Genomic DNA, 23,987 nt, shown 5'->3' on the forward strand with positions numbered 1-23,987 from the left:
ATCAGTCATGTTTTCCGAGCAAGACGGACTTGGCAGCGTTGATCTTGGAAGCGAGAAAAGTGGAGCCCCCATGGTCCGGGTGGAGACGCTTCATCAGGCGCCGGTGGGCGTCAACAACTTCCGCCTCGCTGGCACCCGCCGCAAGCCCAAGCACCTGATAGGCTTCCTCCTTGGTCATGGTGCCAGAGTCCGCCGTGCGTCCTTCCCACGCTGTCGGGTCAACATTGAAGCTTTCTCGCCAATCGGGATGCCGGCCGTCAAGATAAGCTTCAAGTAGATCGCGGCTTTCCTTGTCCGCCGCCACTTCATGCCAGAGGCTGGTCAATTCAGCCTCTGTCAACCCATCAAGCTCCCTTCCCTCGAAATGCCCAGCCAGGACCTGTCCGATAATGATCCCCGTGTCGTGATCAAGAGTCATTTCAAGCGCCGCGGTCCGAACGGTAGAGCCTCTTCCCCCTTCCCGATCAGCACCTGCCAGATAGGATTTCTTGCGCAGCAGCGACCAGGCAAAGACCGCCAGCGGCATGCCGACCAGCCATTGTCGGCGAAAGACAAAAACAGCCGCCACAATCAGCAGGACGATTCCCCCGAGCTTGTAGAGCAGCGTTGCGACATCCGCTGAAGGGGCATAAGCCGCCCATCGCATCAGCAACAGCGCGCCAAGAAATACCAGAAAGCCGGCAAGCAAATAGATCATGATGAAACGCTCATTCCTTATTGGATCTTATCGGAACCCTATCGTCGAGATTTGGGGCCGGGCAATTGCTTTTGCAGATCATGCGGCAGACGTGTGACATCACGACCAGACGCAGCGTAGGCCGCGATCCCCTTGAGATACTCGGCCAGTTTAAGTTTGGCACCCGCATCGAACTGACCATAGGCACCGCCAGTCAACCTCGCAATCACCTTGAAGACATGGGCCGCCATGGCATCTGAACCTTCCTGAAAGACGAACACAGGCACACCCTTCAGAGCGATATCACCCGCCAGTCCGACGATGACGTCCGGATCCTCTTCTACGCAATCACCCACATACACCACCGCGTCAATCCTCGTCGACCGGGCCTCATTCTTCACATGTTGCAGGATGCGGCCAAGCTGGGTTCGCCCGGCCCGGCAGTCAAAGCGCTCCATCCAGCCGACCATATCTGCAGACGACCGCGTCCAGCGGCTGGCCTTGCATTCACTCGTGCCGCGGAAATAGACAAGCTGGGTTGCCAGCCCACCCTGTTTTTCAGCAACACCGAACATCTCGCTTTGCAGGGAACAGGCCACATCCCATGTCGCCTGTCGGCTCATGGTCGCATCAAGGGCAAACATCAGACGCCCGTTGGCCGGCTTCAAGCCCTTGGCCTCCTGTGCCTTGCGTACCAGCCTGGTCTTGGAAAGAAAGGCGGCAACATCCTGCTTGTCGGACTTGATGTCCGGAGCAAGCTCGGTGTCCTTTACCGTCAGTTGATCCCTTTTTTCAGCCATGGCCCCGCCTCCCGAACAGGTTCAAGCCGGGTCCATGCCCGACATAGGATCCAGACCAGATATTTAGGTATCAAAACAGAAATGCCAACCGGTCAATTGGTTACACTGACAACCGAGAGGCTAAAGCAACCCCAGATCGGCCAGTTCCCGTCGAAAATCCGGAGGCAGGTCATCGTCGCCCCGCAACGGATCGATATCCCTGGGCGCTTCACCGGCCTTCAGATAGCGCCAGCCCTGAAACGGACGCTTCGGTTGTGATTCTGTACGAAACAGGGTCGGCTCCATGACGATCTGGCAACGGCCAATGCCATCATCCCCGGTAATCTGCCTGAGATCGATGATCGGCTGCCTTGCGAGGATCATTCCCTTGATGACCCAGTAGAGCGAACCGCCGTCAAGGATCTCGTCGCGCCGTTTCGGCGTCATGCGCGTGGTATGGATATGTTCAAGCGGTTCACCCGCCATTGTCAGCAGGTGATTGCGATGCTCGATCCATCGTTCCAGATCGTCGACACTGTCGACTCCTACGCACAATTTAACAATATGGACAGTCATGCAGGTTCCTTATCACGCTGTTCATACGCTATAAAGATTAGAACGGATCGACAAAACTTGGTCATAGATTTATGCACATTTTGCTATAAGTTAGATAAAAACGGACTATCGAAGCATACGGCTTCAAATGGGGAATTGGCTCATGCGAATATTTGTTACTGGCGGTACTGGCCTTGTCGGCCGGGCGATTGTCAAGGCTTTCGTGGCGCGAGGCGATGAAGTAACGACCCTGGCTAGGTCTGAAAGAAGCGCTGAAATTCAAAGCGAATTGGGAGCGACGCCTGTTCCAGGCAGCCTTACCGATCCCGGTGACTGGGTCAATCTAGCCCTTACACACGATGCCTTCATCCACACCGCAGCAACCTTTGACAATGACATGGCAAATGTTGATCAGAACCTCGTTTCGGCGCTGGTTAATATTGCCCGGGATCTGCCCGAAGACCGACTGATTCCTTTCCTCTATACCGGTGGCTGCTGGCTCTATCCGGAAGAGCCGGTCATCCCGATCACCGAACGGCATGTGCTGGACCCGACGCCCGAATTCGAATGGATGCTGGACAGCATCGAACGGCTCAACGCCTGCCCCAATTTCCAGCTGACCGTCATTCACCCCGGTCTTGTCGTTGACAAGGGACGCGGCATCATCGCCAACTTTGCCGAAGATCTGAAGGAGAATGGTGAAATCACCATAGTCGGCTCAACCGACACCCATTTCCCCTTCGTTCACGCCGATGATCTCGCCCAGCTCTATGTCCTTGCGGTTGACAATCGGGCAGACGGATTGTTGCTGAACGCCAGCACGATCAAGAGTGCAACGGCTGGTGAAGTCGGCAAACTGGTCGCCCAGTCCCTCGGCCTGCCCTATCAGGCAAACGTCATTACAATCGAGGAGGCGCAGGAGCGGTTCGGCGCCTGGGCCTCTGCCTATGCCCGCTCTCAGCGCATGTCCTCTGACCGGGCCCGCGCCACACTGGGCTGGGCACCTCTCTATGACACCATCGAGGAAATGGTCAGGGACAGCCTCGTCACGGAAGCATGACGGGAGTATTTGCGCCTCACCACAACAGGTTTCAAGGGTGCCGCTTGGCACCCTTTTTCGTTTCAGCAAAGGGCATTAGCCGATGGGCAGCAGGACGACAACGGCCCGGCCTCCCTCCGTCGCAATCGCACTTTTCTGCGCTTCCTTGCAGCGGGTACCACCATTTGACAGGTCACTAGGTGAAAATTGCACTTGACTTTATATTCGAATATACTAAATTAGCAAAATCTAATGATAATGTCGGTCAGATTGAGACCTGCCCAAAGTGTCCCCCAAATTCCTAGGGCAATCCCGATCTGGCCGACGGAACAACGGGAGCATGAATGGCGGAGGAATCCTCAATCGAAGCTTTGGCCGATCAGGCGGATGAAGTTGCCCGACTTCTGAAGTTGCTCGGCAATGGCAATCGCTTGCGCATCCTTTGTCAGCTCACCGACGGCAAAGACAAGTCCGTGAACTGCCTGGCTGAACATCTGAACATCAGTCAGAGCGCCCTTTCTCAACATCTTGCCAAAATGCGCGAAGATGGCCTCATTGCAGGACGTCGAGACGCACAAACGATTTATTACTCCATTGCAGATGGAAACGCGGAATTGCTTCTGAGCGTTCTCAAAGACCTCTATTGCTCAAACGATGACAGTCAAGGCGCACCAGCGGTCACCAAATGACACCGCCCTCCCAGCCTTTGACCCCTGAAGGAAAGCCCACAATGGCAAAAAAGCAAATTGTCAAACAGATCAACCATGACGACGCAAAGGCGCTACTGGACAAGGGTGCCATTCTGATTGATGTGCGTGAAAAGATGGAACTGGTGATGAAGGAAGTGCCTTCGGCGCTTCACTATCCCCTGTCGTCCCTCGGCAAACCAATCGACACCAATGGCGCTCCGGCCGCCATATTCTTCTGTGCCTCCGGTGCCCGCACCAACGGCTACGCCATGCAGCTGGCCCAATGCGTCAACTGTGACGCCTATATGCTGATTGGCGGCATTCACGCCCTGTCTCGCATGGGGGTCCCCACAAAGGGTGGCCTGTCGAAGCTCTTCGGTCGTTGATCAACCTCTGACATGAACAAGGCTCAAAGCCGTCGCCTCAAAAGCGGCGGCTTTTTTCATTTCCACCTGCCGCTGTCCGTTGGTTACGTCGGAAGGATCGGGAGGAACGGGCTTCAGAAACCCATCACCGGGTTGCCCGAGTCAAGGAGCCGGGATCATTTCACAAAACCATGTCCTGAAAATGAAACATGTCCTGAAAATGAAAAAAGCGTGGGTTCGGCCCACGCTCTTTTTTCGGATTCTCCGCACATCATCTTCTTGATTATTTTGTGCGCTTAACCAGCAGCAACTGCTACCGTATCAAATGCTCCGAAGAAATACACAATGGCAAGAATGGCACCAAGGGCCAAAACTGCTTTCATTGTAACGCCCCAACAAGAAACGTTGACTTCGTTGTCCATGTAACCTCAGCTATCACGTGACTCTATGATACCGCACACTCATCAGTAGAGTGCGGAGGACCTCTTGTTAACGTCTCGGCAAGATTTTGGCAACTATTAAGGCATGCGCAGGATGCAGGGCTGCCGAGAGGAACCGAAAATCACATATATTTCATAAACATAAGCGTTAAGAAATTTGTGCGTAATATGGCAAATCCGTGTTCCCTTCGCCTTCAAGATATCGGAATATCTGTAAAATTGGAAAAATCGACACAATTTCAAGGAAAGCATCCATGATTCCCTTTTCCAACCTGGATATCATTGCGCTTGGCTGGTATCTGCTGACCTGGTTCGGCTTCACCTATATTGTCGATTATTCCCCGCTCAAGAAACACAATATATCCGTCTCGATGAGCGAACACAGACGCCGCTGGATGCGGTCGCTGTCAAAGCGGGAATTCCGCATGATTGATACCGGCATCATCAACGGCCTGCAGAATGGCACGGCCTTCTTTGCTTCCACCTCGCTGCTGGCCATTGGCGCCGGTTTCGCCATGCTCACGGCAACCGATACCGCCATGAAAGTAGCCGGTGACCTTGCCCTGCCCGTCGATACTTCACCAAAGCTTTGGGAAATCAAGGCGCTGTTGCTCACCGCCATCTATGTCTACGCCTTTTTCAAGTTCGGCTGGGCCTACAGGCTGTTCAACTATACCTCCATTCTTATTGGCGCCTTCCCCTATCCCGGAGAAGTCTCTGAGCAGGAACTCGAACATGCCATCGAGCAGGCCGCAGAAATGAACACTCTCGCCGGACATCACTTCACGCTCGGCCTGCGCGGCTTCTTCTTCTCTGCTCCCGTGTTCGGCTGGTTTGTCCACCCCGTGCTGATGATTGCCGGGGCAACGCTGGTTGCCTTCGTACTGGCCAGACGCCAGTTCTTCTCGCGCTCGCAGATCATTGCAAAAAACAATATCTAGCGCCGATCACAGACCTTGCCGACAAGGCTCGCCAAACTTTCGACATGGCCGGAGTGTCGGAGGCAGAGCGCCGGAAAATCCGGGACAATCATAGCAAAACAGTTGCATGCTGCAAGCAATTGAGCGAAAGGGAGAAAGCTTTCCCTTTATGCAAACCATGAACTGACTCTGCCGATGGCGAACCACACGATCCGCAAACCGACACCGCTCGATCTGTCCCTGCTGCTCTTTCTGACGCTGGTCTGGGCCTCGTCTTTCATCGCCATCAAGGTTGCTGTGCCGGAAACCGGGCCTGTCTGGCTGGCAGCAACGCGCGTCGGCATCGGCTTTCTGGTTCTTCTGCCGTGGACGCTCTACAAGGGCCTCGTCATGCCGGGCTCGATCAAGAGCTGGCTCAACCTGATTGTCATTTCCCTGCTGAACGTCTCGGTGCCCTTCATGCTGATTTCGTGGGCGGAGCTGACCATCAGCGCAGGCATCACCTCGCTGCTTCTGGGCACAGGGCCGCTGTTGTCCCTGATCTTCAGCCACCTGACCACCCACGACGACAAGTTCAACCGGTTCAAACTCGTCGGTATCGCCTTCGGCTTCTCCGGCATTGTGCTGGTGGTTGGCAACGAGGCCCTGCAATCGGTTGGCACGGGTTCGGTCATCGCGATGGCCGCCGTGCTCGGCGCTTCGGTCTGCTACGCCATCTCGGGCGCCATGATCCGTCAGGTCAAGGACATCCCGCCAGCCCGTCTGGCGACGGTCATTCTGGGCTTTTCATCCGTCGAACTGATCGGCATCGGGCTCCTCGACGGGATTCCAGATGTTGCTGCCATATCCGGCAAGGCATGGGGCAGCCTGCTGTTCCTCGGCCTGTTGCCGACCGGCCTTGCGACGATCCTGCGCTATCGCCTGATCTGGGCCATTGGCGCCAGCTTCTTCTCGCTGGGAATGAATCTCATCCCCGTCTTCGGCGTCATACTGGGAGCTTTGCTGCTCTCCGAACAGGTCGCAGCAACAACATGGGCAGCGCTTGTGTTGATCCTCGCAGGCCTCATGATCGCCCGCACCCATCCAAAGGACCGGCCCGAAAAATAGCAATGGCTGCCGAGGTATCCCCGGCAAGTTGGTCTCATTCGTCTGGCTCAATTCACATAGGACTTTACAGGGGACTTCACATGAGATCAAGAAATTTGGCGTCGACAAAGCCGACCTTGCCATCAACCTGAACCTCGCAGACGCGGCTCTGCAACATCTTGCGCCGTTGGGAGAGCGAGCCATAGGCCCAGTCCCGGAAGCTGAATTCATTCCGGCACCAGCGCATCATCACCCCTTCCGTGCCCTTGGCAAGAGGAAACTTGCGCGCCGAGGCTTCCTCGGGCGCGGCCCGCAGATAGGTGTCCGTCATCACGACATAGAGTGTGTCATAGGGACTTTGCGCACCCTTGCCCGCATCGGCAACAGACGGCAGCGCAAGACTGCCCATCATCAGCAGTGTCGCAGCAAGCGCCTTTCTGGTCGAAATCATGTCTCTTCCCTTCTTGTATCTTCCTATTTCTTCCTGTGCCATTTGGCATCCCCCAATGTGGCAACAGTATGAGACGCACGAGGCAATGGGCAGGCATCCGACAGAAAAACGCCCCCTATATGTGAGCAGGTCCACCTTGACCCAATGGCTCAGGAATCCAGCGGATCGTTAGGCCAGATCCCCGCTGTTGCCAGTTCCACCACATTGTCAAAGGGATCGCGAAAATAGAGGCTGGTCCCACCCAAGGGCCAGTTGACCCGGCTCTCAAGGGCAACACCCGCCGCCGCAAGCCGCTCGCTCCACGGCTCCAGATCATGCCTGTCGATGCGAAAGGCAAAATGGGCCGGCCCGATCGAATGATGCCCCGGGACCCGCTGGCCGTTGATCTCGGCGTCAGCATCACACGCGCCGCGCAGACAGACAATCAACACCTGACCGGGCGCCACATCATAGGCATGGATGCGGTCTCCCTCGACCATGCGGGAAAGGCCAAGCAATCCATGGTAGAAGGCATGGGCCCTTTCCAGATCATCCACATAGACCGGGGTTTCCAGAATCGCCTTGATCTTCGGAGCCATGGCTTCCTCCCTGTTGTTGATCACCGCGTATCGGAGCACCGCTTGCGCCTTGTCGCAGCGCGCCCAATAGCAAATCCCGCCTAAAGCAGGCCAAACCACCAGCCAGCAAGCCCGAGAAAGGCGAAAAAGCCGACGACATCAGTAACCGTGGTGATGAAGACCGACGACGCCACCGCCGGGTCGATGCCCGCCTTCTGAAGACCGACAGGAATGAGAATGCCCGACAGCCCGGCAAAGAACAGATTGATCACCAGCGCTGCCCCCATGACGAAGCCAAGCTGCAGGTTGGTGAACCAGAGCGCAGCGATGGCACCCAGAATGATGGCGAAAGAAATGCCATTGACGATTGCCACGAAAATCTCACGCGAGACCACGCGCAACATGTTGAATTTGTCGAGGTCTTGCGTTGCCAGCGCGCGCACCGCCACGGTCATCGTCTGGGTGGCCGCGTTGCCCCCCATAGACGCCACGATAGGCATCAGCACAGCCAGTGCCACCATCTGCTCGATTGTGCCGTCAAACAGGGCGATCACCTGCGACGCGATCACGGCCGTTGCCAGATTGACGATCAGCCACGGCATGCGCGAGCGCACGGTGGCAATGACCGTATCGGTGATTTCTTCGTCGCCGACACCACCGAGGCGCTTGATGTCTTCTGCGGCTTCTTCGTGGATAACGTCGACGACGTCGTCAATGGTGATCACGCCGACCAGCCGCTCGCCATCATCGAGCACGGCAGTGGACAAAAGGTCATAGCGTTCAAACAGGCGCGAGACTTCTTCCTGATCCTGATCCGCCATCACATAATGGCGTTCCTCGTTCTGGATTTCCGAGATACGGGTCGGACGACGCGAGCGCAACAGCGTATCGAGCGAAACAGTGCCGAGCAGACGGTGGCCGGGATCAATCACAAAGATCTGATAGAAGGAATCGGGCAGATCGGTGGTTTCACGCAGATAGTCGATCGTCTGCCCAACCGTCCAGAAGGGGGCGACGGCAATGAAATCCGTCTGCATCAGACGACCAGCCGAATCCTCCGGATAATCAAGGGAGCGTTTGATTTGCAAGCGGTCGATTGCTGGCAAGGCCGCGAGAATTTCCGCCTGATCCTCTTCTTCCAGGTCCTCCAGAATGACGACGGCGTCATCCGAATCCAGCTCACTGATACCTTCGGCGACCAGTTCGTTGGGCAGCGATTCGACGATCTTGGAACGCAGGGAGTCATCGAGCTCGACCAGCGCGGTATAGTCGAAGGCATCGCCGAGCAGTTCGATAAAGGAGGAATGGTCGCGTGGATTGAGGGCCTCGATGATGTCACCAAGGTCGGCCTCGTGCAAATCCTGCGTCAGACTGACGAGAAGATCCCGGTTCTCCTCCTCGATCGCGGTTTCGATGAGCTCAACCAGATCCTGGGAGATCATCCCGCTGTCATCGCGCACCTGATCCAGTACAGAGGCGCCATCCTGATTCATTTCGTCGAACTGCACCTGACACCCTCTCTTAAGCAAACCATACGCGATTAAGGCATGTACCTTGCCCTGTTCTGCCGCAAAGCACCCGGAGTCTTCAACCCCTGTTTCAGTTCAAACACGGATTTTCTGAATAACAAAATATATATGTATGTCAAACGCATAAAAGGCACGAAAGGCTCATCTGGAAATATTATACTTTCCTACTAGATTGCAACTTTCGCATGATATCCCGCTCGAATTGAGGCCATCTGCAAGCAATTGGGAAGGTCTTCAGACTCAGAACGCCTGCCCGGCCCGGCTTTTGCGCCACAGCGCAATGGCCTCCGTCGAGGATCGATAAACGGCCTTGCCGATCGCCTCGCCCAGCGCTGTGTGCAGACCGGAATAGCATACGTCGCCATGCGGAGCCGCTACAGCAACGCAATCGGTGCCAGTGCCGGTTGCCCGTCCGGTCTGGATTGCGATCTGAGCATCAAGAACCGCCGTCGTGCGTGCCTCCGTGGCAATCGACATTGCTTCAAACAGCGCCCATTCCGTGAGCCCCTGTTCGATGATGACCGCCAGATTGATGGTTCCCCATCCGTCCTTGCTCATGTCGACCCGAGTGCCGACCCGCTCTGCATTGGAAAGCCCCACCGTGACGATGGCCGTTGCCATGGTGCCCTCAACCTGTGCCTCTGCCACGCAATAGTTGCGGATATCGCAGGAGGTCAACATGGTGACCGCGTCGGTGCTGTTGCGCGCCTTTAGCTGGGCGCCGAGCCATTGATTCGGATCGACATCCAGCGGCAGATCCTGATTCTTCACCTCGCGCCAGAGAATCTGGTCACCCTGTACCAGACCCGGGCGGTTGACCGCCCAGCTGACAATCTGAACAGGCTCGCTCAGACGGACAGCAAGCCAGGGGGCATCGAGATCAATTGAGGCAATAAGGGGCATCTATCTTGTGAATCTCACGGGCAGCGTCAGGGTGTGACGAGACCCTGAGAACTCTTCAGGCGGTTTGGGTGCCGGAGACGCACGCTTTGGCAATTGCCGGATTTCATCATCAAGAACCCGGTCCCCTGCGCTTTGAACGAGAGAGGCCTGCAAAACCCGTCCGGCACGATCGATCGTGATCCGTACCACGCCCGTGCCCTCGACGCCACGCATTTTGGCAGAGCGGGGATAACGCTTGTGCCGTTCGATCCAGCGTCGCAACTCGGTCGCGTAACTGACGCGCACGCCCTTCGAGCCGGCCCCGGCAGCACGATCAGACGTTCCACCATCCCCCCGGATGGCGGCCTTTTCCGACGAGCCTGTGCTGGCTGTGCGGCCAGCCTTGGCCGGTTTGACCGAAGCGGATACTGCGCCGCTCTTTCCGTCAGATGCTGATGCATTGGCCACCTGTTGTCTTTTTGCCACAGGAGCCGGTTTGACCTTCGGTCTTGGAGCCGATACGGGCAGCGAAGACAAGGTCCCCCCTTCTGCCAGCGTCAACGGCGGTGTCGGCTGGGGCTCCGGCTCCTGCTGGTCGGCAGCGTCCTTTTCGGCGGCGGCCTCTTCGACGGGTTTCGCTTCAGAGACGTTATCCTGTTTGACAGCAGCAGGCTCCACTATAGTACCCTCTGATGCCTCCGGCTTCGCGTCCTCTGGTGGCAGGACATCCGGACCGGGGGTCGGGTCGCTCAGCATCTCGGCTTCGGCGTTGGCCTCTTCAACCATCTGAGGCTCATTTTCCGCTGGCACCACGTCGGACATCACATCCGCCTGTGTAGCAACGGCATCAGGCTCGGGAGTCTCCTCAGCGGCAACGGGCGAAACTTCCGGAGCCGAAACAACATCAGCAGACGGAGGCGGCGTCTTGGCAAGCTGTTGCGGCTGTGGTTCAGAGACCGGCTCGGCCTCAACCGCAGTCTCAGGAACCACATCAGCCTCAGACGCTTCCTCGTTTTGCGGTGCAGGCTCCTCTGGCACAGAAACGGGCTCTGCCTCAGCAACCTCAGTGTCGTCCACGGGCGTTGCATCGGCTGCGCCATCCGTTTCCGCGGTCGTATCTGGCGTGACAGGATCGACATCGCCGGAAAGATTCTCCACGTCACCACCGACAAGCCCCTGCCCCATGTCCGGCATGATGCTGACCTGCATGTTGCCCATGAAGGCACCACCCAGATCATAGCGGGATTCACCTTCCAGATCGGCCCAATAGGCAAAGGCAATCGCCAGATGCAACAGCACCCCAACCCCGATGCCACACAGCCACAGAATGACCCGCTTCATCGCTGGCGTACCTCCAGCTTGACGTTGCCCTTGCAATAGGGCCGGAAGATCTGCACCAACTCCAGAACCTGGGCAAAGTCAGCCCCGGCATCGGCGCGGATCACCAGATCACGGCTCTCCTCGTCGTCCTGCAAGGCCTGCTTGAGGGCAGCAAAGGCAGCCTCGCGCTCCAGCAGGGAACGGAACTGCACGGCCCCCGTAGCATCGACGAACAGCGTCAGCGCTGCGCCTTTCTCCTGACTGGATTCACTCTGCGCCGCCTCGATATCGAGTTCCGGGCGCTCGGTTATGCGCCCCATCAACATAAGGAAAATCAGCAGCAGGAACACCACATTGATCATCGGCAATATGGTCTCGCCAAAGGCAGGGCGTTCAGGTTCATTGAAGATCATGACGCGCCTCCGGAACGAGTGAAACGGCCTCAACGCCCAGCGATTTCAACCGGTCGAGCGCATCGACGCCACGCTGGATGGGCACTGAGCGTTCCAGAAAGACGCTCACAGCCTGCCGGTTGGCAACAGCTTGCGCAAGCGCCTCGTCAACCGCCTGACCATCGCTGGCCACCAGTTGGCCGTCGGCCCTCAAAACCAGCCTCAGCGCACTGGCCTGCCCGGCGACACCACCCGGCCCCTTGACCAGATCGATCACTCGATATTGGCTGAAGGAAGAAACCAGCATGAAAAAGACAATCAGAATAAAGATCACATCGATAAGCGATGTGAGGCTCACTTTCGGTCGCCGCCGTCTCTCTTCTGAAAAGTCGAACGCCATCAGTCAGCTCCACTTCCGGCACTCACCGGCTCTGCCGAAAGGGACGGCTCGATCTTGTGCTCGCCACGCTCGGGCACATTGCCATACAACGCATCCGTGGCCACGCATTCCAGACGATAGCGCAGGCTGTCGACCTGACTGTCCAGAAGTGCATGAACGACCATGGCGACCAGCGCGATGACCATGCCTGCTGCGGTGGTGATCAGCGCCACCCAGATGCCGCCAGCCAGATCTGACGGGTTGACGGCATCGCCTGACGCCTGCATTGCCTGAAAGGCATCAATCATGCCCAGCACCGTCCCTAGCAGCCCCAGCAAAGGCGCAGCCGTAACGATGAGCTCCAGCAGGCGAAACCCGGTGCGGGCCTGCCTGAGAAAGCCGCGCACCGCAATCGTCACGCTTTCCTCAATCTGTTCACGGCTGGCACCGGCAGCCTTGCGTTGCTCGATGTGGTAGCGCAAGTCCTGTGCCGCGCCACTGCGATAGGAATGCGGGTGCAGCAAGGCGATCTGTACCGCCGACACAAGCGCGGTGGCCACCGTCAGGATCGAAAGCCCGGCCAGCGCGACAAGGGTCCAGCCGCCCATATCGAGCAAAAGCGTCCAAAGTTCAATGATCTGCTGCTTAAAGGCCATGGGTTTCGTCTCCATCGAGAGGAACAAGGGGCGGTGTTCTGGTGTCGATCAGGCCGGTCGGTACAACGAAGGACTGTCCCCCCGCCTCCACTTTCCTGATCTGGACGCCGTAGACTTCTTCCATCCGCCCCGGTGTCATCACTTCGCGGGCGCTGCCATCATCCAGTAGAACCCCGTCATTGAGAATGAGGATACGCTCACACCAGCGGCTGGCAAGGGACAGGTCGTGCAGTGAAACAAGCACCGTCTTGCCATTGGCAACGAGGTTTTTGAGGATCTGCATCAGGGCGATCTGGTGGGCCGGGTCCAGCCCGTTGATCGGCTCATCAGCAATGATTACACTGGCTTCCTGTGCAACCAGCCGGGCAATGAGAACCCGCGCCTGTTCGCCACCGGACAGGGCATCGAACGGACGGCTTGCCAGCGCCTCCAGCCCCATGACACTGATGGCGCGATCAACCGCTTCATTGTCCTGCTGCGATGCCCTCCCGAAGCCGCTCTGATAGGGCATGCGACCGAGCATGATGATGTCGCGCACCGCCAGTGGCCAGTGAACAACCCGCTCCTGTGGCAGATAGGCAACCTTGCGAGCCAGCTCGAGGGCACTCATCTCGTAGCTCGGCAGATCATCAAACATGATCTGCCCGGAGCTCTCGACCAGCCCGACAAGCGCGCGCATCAGCGATGACTTGCCCGCTCCGTTGGGGCCGATCAGTCCGATCAGCTCCGGCTGGTTGGAGGAGAAGGTCACGTGCCTGACGACCTGACGCTTGCCCAGTTTGACGCCCACGCCCATGCATTGGATTGACATCAGACGATCCTCTTTCTGATCTTGATCAGCAGCCAAAGGAAGAAGGGCGCACCGATGATGGCGGTGACCACCCCGAGCTTGAGGTCTCGGTCAGGCAGCATCAGCCGGATGGCCAGATCCGCCGTGATCAGGAAGGCCGCCCCGCCCAGCGCGCTCACCGGCAACAGCTTGCTTGGCCGCGAGCCGACAAGCGGCCGCATCAGGTGAGGCACGATCAGACCGACAAAGCCGATGGCGCCGGCAACGGCAGTGGCAGCGCCGACGCCCATTGCCGTCCCCATGATGGCCAGAAAACGTGTCCGCTTCATGTCGACCCCGATCGACCGCGCGACATCCGTACCCAGACTGAGTGCATCGAGCGCCCGTGCGGTCGACAACAGCATCACGCCACCGACGGCAATCAGTGGCACGGCCAGTTGCACATGCACCATGCTGCGATCCGTCAGGGAGCCGAGCATCCAGAAGACGATCTCAAGCGAGGCAAAGGGATTGGAAGTCATGTTGAGGGCAAGTGACGTGAGAGCACTGGCAAGCGAGGTGATCGCCACCCCGGACAGGATCATCGTCAGAACGTCGGAGCCACGTCCGGCCAGAGACAGCAGCAGCAAGACCCCCAGCAGCGCCCCGATGAGCGCAGCAATCGGCAGCGCATAGGCAAAGCTGGTCGTCAGGCCGGAATAGATTGCCAACACAGCCCCGAGTGAGGCCGACGCAGAAACCCCCAGCACGCCCGGCTCGGCCAGCGGGTTGCGCAGAAGCCCCTGCAATACGGCGCCGGACAACCCGAGAATACACCCCACGAAGACGGCAAGAAGCGCACGCGGCAAACGGATTTCCCACAGGATGACCTTGTCTGCCTTGGCAAGCTGATCGCCATTGGCAACAAGACCATTCCATGGGTTGATCCAGACCTGCCCCACAGCAAGGGACAGGAAAAACAGCACCACGACCAGACCGATCAGTGCCAGCAAGAGCACCGGATATGAAGGACGCCCCATCCGCTATCGCCTTTTCTCTTTGTCCAAATAGATCCGCTGCAAGGCGGCAACCGCGTCAAGGGTGAATGGCCCGCCACAGATCCAGTGGGCCGTATCGACGGTGATCCGGCGCTCCGGTCCGAACCACGCATCAAGCGCCGGATGCCCAAGAACCTCGGTAGCGCGTGCCTGACCGCCAGACCATTGCGACCAGGTCATGACATAGTCTGGATTGTTGCGGATGAGGGTTTCCAATGGCATCTTGACGGAGCTTCCCACAAGCCCCAGCTCCTCACCCAGATGAAGAAACCCCGCAGCCTTGATCATCGAATGAGCAAGCGTGCCCACCCCGCCAGTGAAACTGTTGGGCTCATAGTCAGCCAAAACCTTGCGCTCCCTGGGCTGCAACTCCTCGATCTCGGAAAGCCTCATGTCAAAGGCGTGAACAATCTGTTTTGCCCTGTCTTCCTGATCGAGAACCAGGCCAAGCCGCAGGATTTTTTCGCGGATGGTATCGAAGCCGCTATCGGGCGCGAACTGTTCTACCCTGACCCCGAGCCTCTTGAGAAGGGAAATCGTGTTGTAGGAGGTGTAGGTTCCGGCCAGAACAAGGTCCGGCTTGAGGCGGATCACTTCCTCCGCCTTGGCGTGATTGATGTGATAGTTCTTTGCCTGCTCGACCATCACCGAAGAGTTTTTGTCCAGCGCAAGACTGGAAACAGAAAACAATTGCCCCGGACCAGCCACCAGCATGGCCAATTGATCGGTGCACAGATTGATGGAGACGACGCGCATAGGACTCGCATGACTGGCCACAGGCAGAAATCCGCCCAAGACAAGCAGCGCCAAACAAAGCAGCGTCCGAACCATAAATCGTCAAACCCCAAAACAGGAAAAGGGACCACGCCACAATAGGCGTGATCCCGCTGAGTGTTTATCAGAAGTCAGCTTTCAGACCGACATAGCCGGTGATACCGGCGGTGTTATACCCGGCAACTTCCTGATAATTTTCATCAAAAAGATTCTGGATCCGACCATAGACCTGAATCTTGTCGTTGATCTGATAGTCAGCGCCGACATTCACAAGAATATAGTCATCAAGAGCCACATAGGTGTCAGTTCTGTCGGCAAAGATGCTCGAGTCAACAAAGGCGTGTGCCTTGCCGTCAAGGAACGCCTGAGACAGCTTCAAGGTACCGGAATGCTTTGGCCGACGCGATTCCTGAGCGCCGGATGGCGTCTTGGAATCGGTATAGGTGTAGCTGGCATCCACGGTCAGGTTGTCCGTAAGCTTGGCGGAAGCGGAAATTTCCACACCCTGCCGTTTGCTGACGCCCGTCTCGTTGGCATATTTGTAGGTGACTGAGCTGAAGATGATCTCATCTGTCAGACGCTGGTTGAAATAGGTGACATCAACCTTGAAGCGATCGTTGAACAGTGACTGCTCGATACCCGCATCCCAGCCGAATGTCTTTTCCGGCGACAGGTTGGCATTGCCATAAACCGCATTGTAGGTCTGATAGTAGGACGGAATGGCCGTACCTGTGCCAACGGAGCTGTGCAGCCGCGTTCCGGTGCCTTCGAACACATAAGCGGCGTTGACATTGTAGGTTGCGGTGTCTTTGAAATCCTCGAAAATGTCATAGCGAGCACCTGCGCCAAGGAACAGGTTGTCCCAGAACTCGCCGGTGTAATCAAAGGCAAGACCAGTGGTGTCCCGCTTGCGTTCCGGGTCGGTCGAATAGGGATCCGTATAGCTTTCCGTTTGCCAGCTGACAGCCCCGGTCAGGCTGTGCTTGGCGTTGGCAAGGCTCGGCGTATCGAAAAACACCGTACCCTGATAATCAAGGCTCAGCTTGTCACTGTCGGACCCGTATTTGTCATAGCTGTTCGTCCAGGACGCATAGTCAAGCCCGCGCTGCGTGCTGCTGGAATACCGGGCGCGTGCCTTCTGCACGAAATGGCCATCCCACAGGGAGTGGGTCAGACCAAGACTGCCAAAGAATTCCTGCGTGTTGGCGTAAAGGTAGGGATCGTCCGACGGTGCCGTCGTGTAGGCATCGGCGTCAGAATTCTTGTCAACGTAGCGCAGGCTGGCATCGACTTTCAGATCGTCCGTCAGATCAGCATTCACCTTGCCGTTCAGCGTAATGTTGCGGTTGGCATCTTTTTCAGAGCCGGTCAGCGCTGTGTTGATGCCGTCGGTGTAATGGAAGGCACCGGAAAAGGCATAGTCGAACCGTTCCTGACCACCACGCACCTCGGCGCTGGTCAGAGAGCTGAGCTCGGTGCCGACTTCCTGTTTGACAGTAAACTTCGGCTTGCTGTTTCTTTCGCCCTTCTTTGTGATGATGTTGATCACACCAGACATGGCATGCGCACCGTAAAGCGCGCTCTGCGGGCCGCGCAGCACTTCGATACGATCAATGCCGACCGTCTCGAGGCTCGAGAAATCATAGGCACCAAGCGCAATCGCGGATGCTTCGATCCCATCGATCAGAACCAGCACGTGACGCGATTCGCCACCGCGGATGCGCACTTCGGTCAAGGCACCGGTCGAACCGCTGCGACCGACGGAAACACCCGGCACCAGCCGCAGGGCTTCGGCAACCGAATTGACATGACGGGATTCCAGTTCCTGGCTGGTGACGACCGTGTAGGACCGTCCGACTTTTTCTTCATCAACGGGGTTCAGACCCGCAGAAATCACAACTTCACCAAGATCGAGATCTTCAGCATAGGCTCCAGTGGCACTGACAGATCCGATCATTCCGAGGGCGACGAGGCTTGCGACCCCAACTTTTCCTGACATTGGATATTCTCCCAACGCAACCGCCACGCCCGATAAAGCGCCAACGGCATGCTATCTTTCGCCGCCGCCAATCCCCCGGAGACTGCGCAAACGCACAGCCCAGAGGGCGTGGAAACGGACAAATTGTTATGATGTCACCTCAACGGAAGGCCGCACCCTGACACACCCCGTATCAAAGGTCGGGTGACAGACGATGGCAGGTCTCCTGGCTACGCGGGTCTTCGCTGGATATTTCCCTTCCCAACGGCAAAAGCCAGTCAGTGGATCTTCAAATATCAGCTTTCCGCTCACAGTTGCGGGGGCAGCCACGGTCTCGGACAAGACATCCTCACCGTGTTCCCTTTTCATCCGAATGGATCGTCGGAACCTTCGTCTCGCGGCGTAATATGTAAAAAAACTCTTGCGACGTCAACGCAAGCCGACAACAAAAGGTGACAGCCAATCGCCTTTCACAAGAAAGAATAAGGAATTGAGATGTTTGACAATATTTTGACATGTCATTCGCGGCCCGTTAGCGGTGCATAAACCGCCTTTCGTCCGACGAGGCCGCATCAGGGACGGGGAAGTCCCCTACCCGCCAACAAACCGAAGAGCCCGCCAGAAAGCCAGAAAACCCAACAAGCGCAGGTTGATAGCAAAAGAGCCGACAGCCAAAACGACCCCCGGCTCCTGCCCCGATCGCAGACCCCCGCGTGCCGACAGATGCCGAGCAACAGGCCTGCGCCAATCACGCTTCAGGCACAAGAACAACAGCTGCCGCGCCTTGAAACGATTTCAAGTGAGACGGTATGAATCAGGCGCCATACTGTTCATCGGTCACCGGGTCACCCCAGACATTGGCATCCTTGGAAGCGTCCGGAGCCTGCATGGCGACATGCACCATGAAGCGGTTTGGCGCAGCACCGTGCCAATGCAGTTCATGCGGCTCGAAGAACACGGCCGTTCCTGGCAGCAGAACCTCTACCGGCCCCCCTTCCTTCTGGCACCGCCCTTCCCCTTCGGTCACATAGATCAGCTGACCGAGATTGTGGCTGTGCCAGTGGGTGCGAGCCCCCGGGGTGAAGTGAACATTGGCCGCATTGACGCGGGTGCCATCCGGAGCGCCCATGAAGTCGACATAGACATCGCCCGTGAACCATTCGGCAGGGCCCTTGAATGTATCGATACCATCGCGAAAGATTTTCATTTTATTGCCTTTTCATTCTTTTCATTGGTTTTGATTTGTATATTGGGAATTAACCGGAGCAACCGTTGCATTGCCGGTTCTGCCAGCCCCTAGCCTTCGACCTGTTCGAAAACCTGCCGTGCGATCGTCAGGGCGGTGTTGGCGGTTGGCCAGCCCGAATAGAAGGCCAGATGGGTGATGACCTCGATCAGCTCTTCCTTGCTGACACCATTGTCGAGTGCCTTCTTGAGATGGAACGGCAACTCGTTGACCCGATAGAGGGAAATCAGACTGGCAACGGTAATCAGGCACCGCTCGCGCGTGGCGAGCCCCTGACGCTCCCAGACGTCACCAAACAACACGTCATCGGAATACCCGGCCAGAGCAGGTGCGATGTCACCAAAGGCTTTTCGGGCGGCGGAGAGTTTTTCTTCTTTTTCCATCAGTCATTCTCACATGTGGTCAGGCGGGAGATGGTGCCACTTGATTGGCAAGTGGCATGGAACAAGGCGTTCCCCAGCATCAGCCATCTCCGTTCGCTGTTTCGCTGAGGCTACTATAGGGGATGGCCATTTGTGTCTGTAGCTGTTAAAAATGGAAATCAGTTTTAAGGACAGCTTCACAATGACAAAACCGAGCCTTGATGATCTGGCCGTCTTTCTGGCCGTTGACCGGGAGGGGAACTTCACCCGAGCCGCCGCCAAACTCGGTGTCTCGCCTTCCGCTGTCAGCCAGACCATCAGGGGACTGGAAGAGCAGCTCGGCGTCCGCCTGCTGACGCGATCGACACGCAGTGTGACGCGCACCGAAGCCGGCGACAAACTGATCGCCCGTCTTGCACCGATGTATGACGAAATCGACACGCTCATCGAGGAAGTCGGCAGCCTGCGCGAGAAACCCGCAGGCACAGTGAGAATCACGGCGGATGAAATCGCGATCAAGCAGGTGCTCTGGCCCAAGCTGAAAGATGTCCTGCACGACTATCCCGACATCACCGTTGAGCTGATCACCGATTACGGATTGACCGACATTGTCGCCGAACGGTTCGATGCCGGCGTAAGGCTGGGCGAGCTCATTGCATCTGACATGATCGCGGTTCCGATCGGCCCGGAAATGCGCATGGCGATTGTCGCTTCCAGCAGCTATGTCGCCCGGACCACCGAGCCGAAGCATCCCCGAGCCCTGACACGGCACAATTGCATCAACCTGCGCCTGCCGACCCATGGCGGTCTGTTCGCATGGGAGTTTTCCGAAAACGGTCGCGAGTTCCGCATCCGGGTCGAGGGCCAGATGGTCTTCAATAGCGTCGAGCGGATTCTCGAAGCGGTGCTCGATGGCTATGGGCTGGCACAGCTGCCGCTCTGTCAGGTCCAGCCCTATCTGGAGAGTGGCGCGTTGGTCGAGGTGCTGGCCAGATGGTCCGAACCCTTTTCCGGCTACCATCTCTACTACCCCAGTCGCCGCCAGCAGACGGCAGCCTTCCGGGTGATTGTCGAAGCATTGCGCCACAGAGGCAAGGACGGATAACGTCAGAGCGCTTCCGGCGCTTTCGTTTCGGGTCAAGGCGCGCATGGAGCAGCCTCCAACGGCGCCCGACACCGAACATCAACGGAGCCGCGCGAACAAAAGTCTTGAAAAAGCCAACATTGTGCTGTATTCAACCGGCTCTTGCCCGAGCGTGGACGATAGTCTCTATATCAGCGGCGCAAGATTTCTTGCAAACAATCTTGATGATTGTTGCCGGGATGAACCCGATACGGGTCAAACCCCATAGGCAGCTTTTCTGCGCAAGCTTCCCCCTTTTGAAAGTCGAACGTCATTGCTCGCTGCAATCCTGCGCGACCAAGCAATGGCATATGGAAGTATCTTTTTTGACAAATTTCAACGATCTCGGCCTCGCCGAGCCCATTCTTCGCGCCCTTGAAGCCGAAGGCTACACCCAGCCTACCCCAATTCAGACCCAGGGCATTCCTGTTGCCATGGCTGGCAACGACATCCTCGGCATCGCCCAGACAGGCACCGGCAAGACCGCCTCTTTCGTCCTGCCGATCCTCGACCGGCTGGCACGCAACGACAAACGTCCGAATCCGAAAGCGGCGGAGGCCCTGATCCTCGCGCCGACCCGTGAACTCGTCGCCCAGATTGCCGAAAACATCCGCAAATACAGCAAACACATGCGCGTTTCGGTCAGCATCATCGTCGGCGGCGTCAAACCCGGCCCGCAGATCCGCAAGCTGGCCAGCGGCAGCCACATCATTGTGGCCACGCCCGGTCGCCTGCTCGACCACTTGAACAACGGCTATGTGACCCTCAGCCAGACCAGCTATGTCGTGCTTGACGAAGCCGATCACATGTTGGACCTCGGCTTCATTCCGGACATTCGCCGCATCATGAAGCAACTGCCGAAGAAAAGGCAGACCGCCCTGTTCTCGGCCACCATGCCCGCCCAGATCAAGGCCCTTGGCCGGGATTTCCAGACTGACCCGGTCGAAGTCGCCGTCGCCACGGTTGCCCGCCCGATCGAACGGATCGCCCAGAGCGTCCAGCTTCTCGATCAGGCCTCCAAGCGGCATGCCCTGACCTCGATCCTGTCGGCAACCGGAGTGGAGCGGGCGATTGTCTTCACCCGCACCAAGCGTGGTGCCGATCGCGTCAGCCAGCATCTGCAGAGTGCAGGTCTTGCCGCTACCGCCATCCATGGCAACAAGAGCCAGGGACAGCGGGTGCGCGCGCTTGCCAGCTTCAAGTCTGGTGAAATCAAGATCATGGTCGCCACGGATATCGCCGCTCGCGGCATCGACATCGATGATGTCTCCCATGTGGTCAACTACGAGCTGCCCGAAGTGCCGGAAGCCTATGTCCATCGCATCGGCCGCACGGCCCGGGCCGGACGCAGCGGAACCGCCATTTCCCTTTGCGATCCATCCGAAGTCAAATTGCTCAAGGAAATCGAGAAGCTGATCGGCAACAAGCTGCAGGCCGAACAGTCAGACACCTATTCGCCGCTCGACATCGAGGCTCCAGACACCCCGCCGAAAAGCCGCAATAGAAGCCGCGGCAGGGCACCAGCCCAGCAGACAGCACGCTCCGACAGGAACGCCCGCAACAACAAATCCGCAGACAACTGGTCTCCCATCGAAGGCACGTCTTCCTCTGCCCCGCGCAGCGACAAGCCCGCTTTCGGCAAGAAGAAGAGACGCGGCCCTGTCAAGGCCGAAGCCGGAAACAGCAATGCAGCAGGCAAACCCGCAAGCAAGCGCTGGGGCAACCGTCAGGGCAAAAATGCCCGTTCGCGCAGCGCCGCCTGAGCGCCGGTTTTCGACACAGCAATATAAATCAAGAAAACAGCGGCCCCCGAGCCGCTGTTTTTGTCAAGACGTCTAGTCAAAAATATTTTTCTTGAGGAAAGACGAGAAAAGAGCCAATCAAACAGCCCTCAGAACCTCCTCCTCCCAAAAAATAATCTGGATTTTTTAAGCATTCGGCGATATAAAGCGGTAGCTAATTGATTTCGTAATACTGTTCCGTTCCGGCCAGCATTCGATTCTAAGGCTGCCGTGTCGCCGCATGTCGCGAGCGATGATACTACTTCAAGGAACAGAATTCCATGTCTACTGGTACCGTAAAATTCTTCAACACCACCAAAGGCTACGGCTTCATCGAGCCAGAAGAAGGTGGCAAGGACGCTTTCGTTCACATTTCTGCTGTTGAACGTTCCGGTCTTTCCACCCTCAACGAAGGCCAGAAGGTCTCCTACGAGCTCGAAACCGGCCGCAACGGCAAGGTTTCTGCTGTTAACCTTCAGCTGGTTGACTAATTTTCAGCCGAGGCCAGCATTTTTAATGCTGGCCTCGGTTTTATAGTTTTAGGGGCAAATCGTGAACAAACGAGACAGACTTGCTGCCGAAAAGTTGTTTTCCATGGGACCCAAGTCCTTGCGGGAAGACCTCACCGACGCTCAAGAGCAGACCAACAAGGTCCGCGAAAAGAACGCCCGCCTCAAGGCTTTGAGACTGGCGAAGACGGCTACAGAAAAGCCCTGACCACCTCCGCGATCAAAATTTCGCCCATCAATACAGACATCCGCTGACATTGGCCTGAAGCCAAGGCGTGCAACGCACCATGACCCCATGGTCAGCGAACGCCTGCGCATAGCAGCATTCCCCCGCAAACGACAGTATCGACAAAACAGGACCTGCTGTGGGCTGAGGTTTTCTTTCAGTTTACAGCACAGAATGCTCGTACCAGCCCCGCCCCAAGACCGAGGCACGTCAGCACAAGCAAGGTCAGCAGTGTCGCAGAGTCAAGCATACGGCGCAGCCGCAACGCCGCCCCTCCCAACCTGATTGATTGCAAATTCTCTGATTGATGAGAGCTTGCCGCGTTCATTCGCATTCGCTTGACTTGCTCTATCTATTTGTTTTGGCACAAATTCTTTTCGTTAAATCGAGGTCGATTTAACAGAACGCGCGCTAGCTGATGCTGAAAGCAGAATGATCACATCTGATCATCCAGCCATCATGTCAGATCATTCCGACTACAGACAATCAAACCTAAACGGTATAAATCTCGATGTCCTTGGTGCGAAGCATGTCGAGCACCTTGGGATCTGCATCCTTGCCGGTGATCACGATATCGATCTCGTCAAGATCGAAGACCGGAATGCCACTGTCGACGCCAATCTTGTCTGAACTGACCAGCGCCACGACCTTGTCGACATGCCGCTGCATGCGCTTCTCTTCCATATAGGCCAACATCGCCGATTTGGTCAGCCCGACCTCGCTCAGGCCATCCGCATCAACCATGAGATAATGGCCCTGAAAATTCAGCTTCGAAGGCGGAGACACGAGAATCCCCTGACTTTCGATATGCTGGCCGCCCAACACCACAAGATGCGGATAGGAAGCCGAAAGCAGCTTGATGATCAACGGCACAGAGTTCGAATAGACCTGTATCGTACTGTCGAGCAAATAGCGGCTCATCAAGCAGGCAATGGAGCCCGTGCCGATGTAAATACTGTCTTTGGTTTTACACAGTTTTACAGCCTGCTCGGCAATCCTGTGCGCTTCATAATAGGCTTCATGATCAGATTGATCATTTCTGATTACTAAATGATCAGAGAAATGAGCAAGTTCCGAAGACCCTGCGACAGAAATCCGTTCCGCGCCATTTCGAATCTTCCGCAACTTCCCCAGATTGTTGAGCAGGTTAATGTCTCTTCGGATCGTGGCAGGGGAACTATCAAGGGCTTCCACAAGCTGCTTTACCGTTGCAACCTCGACTTCCCCGAGATGTTCCAGCAGTTTCCTTTGCCTGATCTGCGCCAACATGATTATCCCTGAATGCGTGTAGAGTCCTTTGATTTACGAATACAGTATAACCGGCAAAGCGTCAAATTTTTATGATCACAATGATCATTTTTGATTGCTTTTGATTACCATTTATGAGATGCCTTGGGTAAGAGGGAGGAAATTGACATGACGAGTCGTATTCGCATGCAGTTCTCG

28 protein-coding genes and 1 riboswitch are annotated in these 23,987 nt (G+C 56.8%); of the genes, 9 read left to right on the top strand and 19 right to left on the bottom strand.

Going from position 1 to position 23,987, the window contains the following annotated elements; genetic code table 11:
* Position 1: 1 nt before the first annotated feature.
* From DSL70_RS09765 to DSL70_RS09775, 3 genes are all read right to left on the bottom strand, one after another.
* Positions 2–697: a DnaJ domain-containing protein gene (locus DSL70_RS09765; protein ID WP_119307704.1), complete on the bottom strand. Its 696-nt coding sequence runs from the start codon at positions 695–697 to the stop codon at positions 2–4.
* A gap of 38 nt (positions 698–735) precedes the next feature.
* Positions 736–1,476: a VWA domain-containing protein gene (locus DSL70_RS09770; protein ID WP_119307705.1), complete on the bottom strand. Its 741-nt coding sequence runs from the start codon at positions 1,474–1,476 to the stop codon at positions 736–738.
* 120 nt (positions 1,477–1,596) lie between these two features.
* Entirely contained in the window at positions 1,597–2,031 is a 435-nt protein-coding gene (locus tag DSL70_RS09775) for a DUF1489 family protein (protein ID WP_119307706.1), read from the bottom strand.
* 142 nt (positions 2,032–2,173) lie between these two features.
* On the opposite strand from DSL70_RS09775, the gene DSL70_RS09780 reads away from it, so the two are divergent.
* From DSL70_RS09780 to DSL70_RS09790, 3 genes are all read left to right on the top strand, one after another.
* The gene (locus DSL70_RS09780) at positions 2,174–3,070 is read left to right on the top strand and encodes an NAD-dependent epimerase/dehydratase family protein (protein ID WP_162916543.1); all 897 of its coding nucleotides are present in this window, start codon (positions 2,174–2,176) and stop codon (positions 3,068–3,070) included.
* A gap of 323 nt (positions 3,071–3,393) precedes the next feature.
* Positions 3,394–3,738: an ArsR/SmtB family transcription factor gene (locus DSL70_RS09785; RefSeq protein WP_119307708.1), complete on the top strand. Its 345-nt coding sequence runs from the start codon at positions 3,394–3,396 to the stop codon at positions 3,736–3,738.
* 41 nt (positions 3,739–3,779) lie between these two features.
* Positions 3,780–4,124, top strand: a complete 345-nt coding sequence (locus DSL70_RS09790; RefSeq protein ID WP_119307709.1) for a rhodanese-like domain-containing protein — start codon at positions 3,780–3,782, stop codon at positions 4,122–4,124.
* A gap of 275 nt (positions 4,125–4,399) precedes the next feature.
* Here the strand turns inward: DSL70_RS09790 and DSL70_RS22740 are convergent, their stop codons facing one another.
* The gene (locus DSL70_RS22740; protein WP_280955346.1) at positions 4,400–4,525 is read right to left on the bottom strand and encodes a hypothetical protein; all 126 of its coding nucleotides are present in this window, start codon (positions 4,523–4,525) and stop codon (positions 4,400–4,402) included.
* A 272-nt stretch (positions 4,526–4,797) separates the two neighbouring features.
* Between DSL70_RS22740 and DSL70_RS09795 the strand changes: the two genes are divergently transcribed.
* Positions 4,798–5,484 carry a DUF599 domain-containing protein gene (locus tag DSL70_RS09795; protein WP_119307710.1) on the top strand — a complete coding sequence of 229 codons (687 nt, stop codon included), beginning with the start codon at positions 4,798–4,800 and terminating at the stop codon, positions 5,482–5,484.
* 174 nt (positions 5,485–5,658) lie between these two features.
* Positions 5,659–6,570, top strand: a complete 912-nt coding sequence (locus DSL70_RS09800) for a DMT family transporter (RefSeq protein WP_119307711.1) — start codon at positions 5,659–5,661, stop codon at positions 6,568–6,570.
* A 76-nt stretch (positions 6,571–6,646) separates the two neighbouring features.
* Here the strand turns inward: DSL70_RS09800 and DSL70_RS09805 are convergent, their stop codons facing one another.
* From DSL70_RS09805 to DSL70_RS09875, 14 genes are all read right to left on the bottom strand, one after another.
* Positions 6,647–7,000, bottom strand: coding sequence for a hypothetical protein (locus tag DSL70_RS09805; RefSeq protein WP_119307712.1), 354 nt, complete (start codon positions 6,998–7,000; stop codon positions 6,647–6,649).
* Between the two features lie 149 nt (positions 7,001–7,149).
* Positions 7,150–7,578 (bottom strand): VOC family protein, encoded by a 429-nt coding sequence (locus DSL70_RS09810; RefSeq protein WP_119307910.1) that lies wholly within the window; start codon positions 7,576–7,578, stop codon positions 7,150–7,152.
* A gap of 80 nt (positions 7,579–7,658) precedes the next feature.
* Positions 7,659–9,050, bottom strand: a complete 1,392-nt coding sequence (mgtE, locus tag DSL70_RS09815) for a magnesium transporter (protein WP_119307911.1) — start codon at positions 9,048–9,050, stop codon at positions 7,659–7,661.
* 276 nt (positions 9,051–9,326) lie between these two features.
* Entirely contained in the window at positions 9,327–9,989 is a 663-nt protein-coding gene (locus tag DSL70_RS09820; protein WP_162916545.1) for an adenosylcobinamide amidohydrolase, read from the bottom strand.
* Positions 9,990–11,309 (bottom strand): energy transducer TonB family protein, encoded by a 1,320-nt coding sequence (locus DSL70_RS09825; RefSeq protein WP_119307713.1) that lies wholly within the window; start codon positions 11,307–11,309, stop codon positions 9,990–9,992.
* The gene (locus DSL70_RS09830; protein ID WP_119307714.1) at positions 11,306–11,701 is read right to left on the bottom strand and encodes a biopolymer transporter ExbD; all 396 of its coding nucleotides are present in this window, start codon (positions 11,699–11,701) and stop codon (positions 11,306–11,308) included. Before DSL70_RS09830 ends, DSL70_RS09825 begins: the two co-directional genes overlap by 4 nt.
* Entirely contained in the window at positions 11,688–12,080 is a 393-nt protein-coding gene (locus tag DSL70_RS09835; protein WP_119307715.1) for an ExbD/TolR family protein, read from the bottom strand. Before DSL70_RS09835 ends, DSL70_RS09830 begins: the two co-directional genes overlap by 14 nt.
* Positions 12,080–12,715, bottom strand: a complete 636-nt coding sequence (locus DSL70_RS09840) for a MotA/TolQ/ExbB proton channel family protein (protein WP_205563210.1) — start codon at positions 12,713–12,715, stop codon at positions 12,080–12,082. Before DSL70_RS09840 ends, DSL70_RS09835 begins: the two co-directional genes overlap by 1 nt.
* Positions 12,705–13,526: an ABC transporter ATP-binding protein gene (locus tag DSL70_RS09845; protein WP_119307717.1), complete on the bottom strand. Its 822-nt coding sequence runs from the start codon at positions 13,524–13,526 to the stop codon at positions 12,705–12,707. The genes DSL70_RS09840 and DSL70_RS09845 overlap by 11 nt, the downstream gene beginning before the upstream one ends.
* Positions 13,526–14,524: a FecCD family ABC transporter permease gene (locus DSL70_RS09850; RefSeq protein ID WP_119307718.1), complete on the bottom strand. Its 999-nt coding sequence runs from the start codon at positions 14,522–14,524 to the stop codon at positions 13,526–13,528. The genes DSL70_RS09845 and DSL70_RS09850 overlap by 1 nt, the downstream gene beginning before the upstream one ends.
* 3 nt (positions 14,525–14,527) lie before the next feature.
* Positions 14,528–15,298 (bottom strand): ABC transporter substrate-binding protein, encoded by a 771-nt coding sequence (locus DSL70_RS09855; RefSeq protein WP_162916546.1) that lies wholly within the window; start codon positions 15,296–15,298, stop codon positions 14,528–14,530.
* Between the two features lie 142 nt (positions 15,299–15,440).
* On the bottom strand, positions 15,441–17,315 hold the full coding sequence (locus DSL70_RS09860) for a TonB-dependent receptor plug domain-containing protein (RefSeq protein WP_119307720.1): 1,875 nt from the start codon (positions 17,313–17,315) through the stop codon (positions 15,441–15,443).
* 178 nt (positions 17,316–17,493) lie between these two features.
* A riboswitch (cobalamin riboswitch) is annotated at positions 17,494–17,701 on the bottom strand.
* Between the two features lie 407 nt (positions 17,702–18,108).
* Entirely contained in the window at positions 18,109–18,501 is a 393-nt protein-coding gene (locus DSL70_RS09870; RefSeq protein ID WP_119307722.1) for a (R)-mandelonitrile lyase, read from the bottom strand.
* A gap of 89 nt (positions 18,502–18,590) precedes the next feature.
* A complete protein-coding gene (locus DSL70_RS09875) occupies positions 18,591–18,923 on the bottom strand; it encodes a carboxymuconolactone decarboxylase family protein (RefSeq protein ID WP_119307723.1) in 333 nt (110 codons plus the stop codon).
* A gap of 181 nt (positions 18,924–19,104) precedes the next feature.
* Between DSL70_RS09875 and DSL70_RS09880 the strand changes: the two genes are divergently transcribed.
* The 4 genes from DSL70_RS09880 (at position 19,105) to DSL70_RS22230 (ending at position 22,523) form a co-directional block, all read left to right on the top strand.
* Positions 19,105–20,007 carry a LysR family transcriptional regulator gene (locus DSL70_RS09880; RefSeq protein ID WP_119307724.1) on the top strand — a complete coding sequence of 301 codons (903 nt, stop codon included), beginning with the start codon at positions 19,105–19,107 and terminating at the stop codon, positions 20,005–20,007.
* Between the two features lie 344 nt (positions 20,008–20,351).
* Positions 20,352–21,788: a DEAD/DEAH box helicase gene (locus DSL70_RS09885; RefSeq protein WP_119307913.1), complete on the top strand. Its 1,437-nt coding sequence runs from the start codon at positions 20,352–20,354 to the stop codon at positions 21,786–21,788.
* 299 nt (positions 21,789–22,087) lie between these two features.
* Positions 22,088–22,297: a cold-shock protein gene (locus tag DSL70_RS09890; protein WP_119307725.1), complete on the top strand. Its 210-nt coding sequence runs from the start codon at positions 22,088–22,090 to the stop codon at positions 22,295–22,297.
* Between the two features lie 61 nt (positions 22,298–22,358).
* The gene (locus DSL70_RS22230; RefSeq protein WP_162916548.1) at positions 22,359–22,523 is read left to right on the top strand and encodes a hypothetical protein; all 165 of its coding nucleotides are present in this window, start codon (positions 22,359–22,361) and stop codon (positions 22,521–22,523) included.
* Between the two features lie 510 nt (positions 22,524–23,033).
* On the opposite strand, the gene DSL70_RS09895 is transcribed toward DSL70_RS22230, so the two are convergent.
* Positions 23,034–23,810 carry a DeoR family transcriptional regulator gene (locus tag DSL70_RS09895; protein WP_119307726.1) on the bottom strand — a complete coding sequence of 259 codons (777 nt, stop codon included), beginning with the start codon at positions 23,808–23,810 and terminating at the stop codon, positions 23,034–23,036.
* Positions 23,811–23,987: the final 177 nt, after the last annotated feature.

It is taken from the genome of Cohaesibacter haloalkalitolerans, from assembly GCF_003574655.1.
Taxonomy (GTDB): domain Bacteria; phylum Pseudomonadota; class Alphaproteobacteria; order Rhizobiales; family Cohaesibacteraceae; genus Cohaesibacter; species Cohaesibacter haloalkalitolerans.

What these genes read in the sequence shown, in the direction of transcription:
- DSL70_RS09770 (WP_119307705.1), bottom strand. Translation starts at nt 1,476, where the DNA reads ATGGCTGAAAAAAGGGATCAACTGACGGTAAAGGACACCGAGCTTGCT.
- DSL70_RS09800 (WP_119307711.1), top strand. Translation starts at nt 5,659, where the DNA reads ATGGCGAACCACACGATCCGCAAACCGACACCGCTCGATCTGTCCCTG.
- DSL70_RS09870 (WP_119307722.1), bottom strand. Translation starts at nt 18,501, where the DNA reads ATGAAAATCTTTCGCGATGGTATCGATACATTCAAGGGCCCTGCCGAA.
- DSL70_RS09835 (WP_119307715.1), bottom strand. Translation starts at nt 12,080, where the DNA reads ATGGCGTTCGACTTTTCAGAAGAGAGACGGCGGCGACCGAAAGTGAGC.
- DSL70_RS09855 (WP_162916546.1), bottom strand. Translation starts at nt 15,298, where the DNA reads ATGCGCGTCGTCTCCATCAATCTGTGCACCGATCAATTGGCCATGCTG.
- DSL70_RS09830 (WP_119307714.1), bottom strand. Translation starts at nt 11,701, where the DNA reads ATGATCTTCAATGAACCTGAACGCCCTGCCTTTGGCGAGACCATATTG.
- DSL70_RS09875 (WP_119307723.1), bottom strand. Translation starts at nt 18,923, where the DNA reads ATGGAAAAAGAAGAAAAACTCTCCGCCGCCCGAAAAGCCTTTGGTGAC.
- DSL70_RS09880 (WP_119307724.1), top strand. Translation starts at nt 19,105, where the DNA reads ATGACAAAACCGAGCCTTGATGATCTGGCCGTCTTTCTGGCCGTTGAC.
- DSL70_RS09895 (WP_119307726.1), bottom strand. Translation starts at nt 23,810, where the DNA reads ATGTTGGCGCAGATCAGGCAAAGGAAACTGCTGGAACATCTCGGGGAA.
- DSL70_RS09820 (WP_162916545.1), bottom strand. Translation starts at nt 9,989, where the DNA reads ATGCCCCTTATTGCCTCAATTGATCTCGATGCCCCCTGGCTTGCTGTC.
- DSL70_RS09825 (WP_119307713.1), bottom strand. Translation starts at nt 11,309, where the DNA reads ATGAAGCGGGTCATTCTGTGGCTGTGTGGCATCGGGGTTGGGGTGCTG.
- DSL70_RS22740 (WP_280955346.1), bottom strand. Translation starts at nt 4,525, where the DNA reads ATGGACAACGAAGTCAACGTTTCTTGTTGGGGCGTTACAATGAAAGCA.
- DSL70_RS09795 (WP_119307710.1), top strand. Translation starts at nt 4,798, where the DNA reads ATGATTCCCTTTTCCAACCTGGATATCATTGCGCTTGGCTGGTATCTG.
- DSL70_RS09845 (WP_119307717.1), bottom strand. Translation starts at nt 13,526, where the DNA reads ATGTCAATCCAATGCATGGGCGTGGGCGTCAAACTGGGCAAGCGTCAG.
- DSL70_RS09840 (WP_205563210.1), bottom strand. Translation starts at nt 12,715, where the DNA reads ATGGCCTTTAAGCAGCAGATCATTGAACTTTGGACGCTTTTGCTCGAT.
- DSL70_RS09765 (WP_119307704.1), bottom strand. Translation starts at nt 697, where the DNA reads ATGATCTATTTGCTTGCCGGCTTTCTGGTATTTCTTGGCGCGCTGTTG.
- DSL70_RS09775 (WP_119307706.1), bottom strand. Translation starts at nt 2,031, where the DNA reads ATGACTGTCCATATTGTTAAATTGTGCGTAGGAGTCGACAGTGTCGAC.
- DSL70_RS09780 (WP_162916543.1), top strand. Translation starts at nt 2,174, where the DNA reads ATGCGAATATTTGTTACTGGCGGTACTGGCCTTGTCGGCCGGGCGATT.
- DSL70_RS09805 (WP_119307712.1), bottom strand. Translation starts at nt 7,000, where the DNA reads ATGATTTCGACCAGAAAGGCGCTTGCTGCGACACTGCTGATGATGGGC.
- DSL70_RS09790 (WP_119307709.1), top strand. Translation starts at nt 3,780, where the DNA reads ATGGCAAAAAAGCAAATTGTCAAACAGATCAACCATGACGACGCAAAG.
- DSL70_RS09860 (WP_119307720.1), bottom strand. Translation starts at nt 17,315, where the DNA reads ATGTCAGGAAAAGTTGGGGTCGCAAGCCTCGTCGCCCTCGGAATGATC.
- DSL70_RS09785 (WP_119307708.1), top strand. Translation starts at nt 3,394, where the DNA reads ATGGCGGAGGAATCCTCAATCGAAGCTTTGGCCGATCAGGCGGATGAA.
- DSL70_RS09810 (WP_119307910.1), bottom strand. Translation starts at nt 7,578, where the DNA reads ATGGCTCCGAAGATCAAGGCGATTCTGGAAACCCCGGTCTATGTGGAT.
- DSL70_RS09850 (WP_119307718.1), bottom strand. Translation starts at nt 14,524, where the DNA reads ATGGGGCGTCCTTCATATCCGGTGCTCTTGCTGGCACTGATCGGTCTG.
- DSL70_RS09890 (WP_119307725.1), top strand. Translation starts at nt 22,088, where the DNA reads ATGTCTACTGGTACCGTAAAATTCTTCAACACCACCAAAGGCTACGGC.
- mgtE (WP_119307911.1), bottom strand. Translation starts at nt 9,050, where the DNA reads ATGAATCAGGATGGCGCCTCTGTACTGGATCAGGTGCGCGATGACAGC.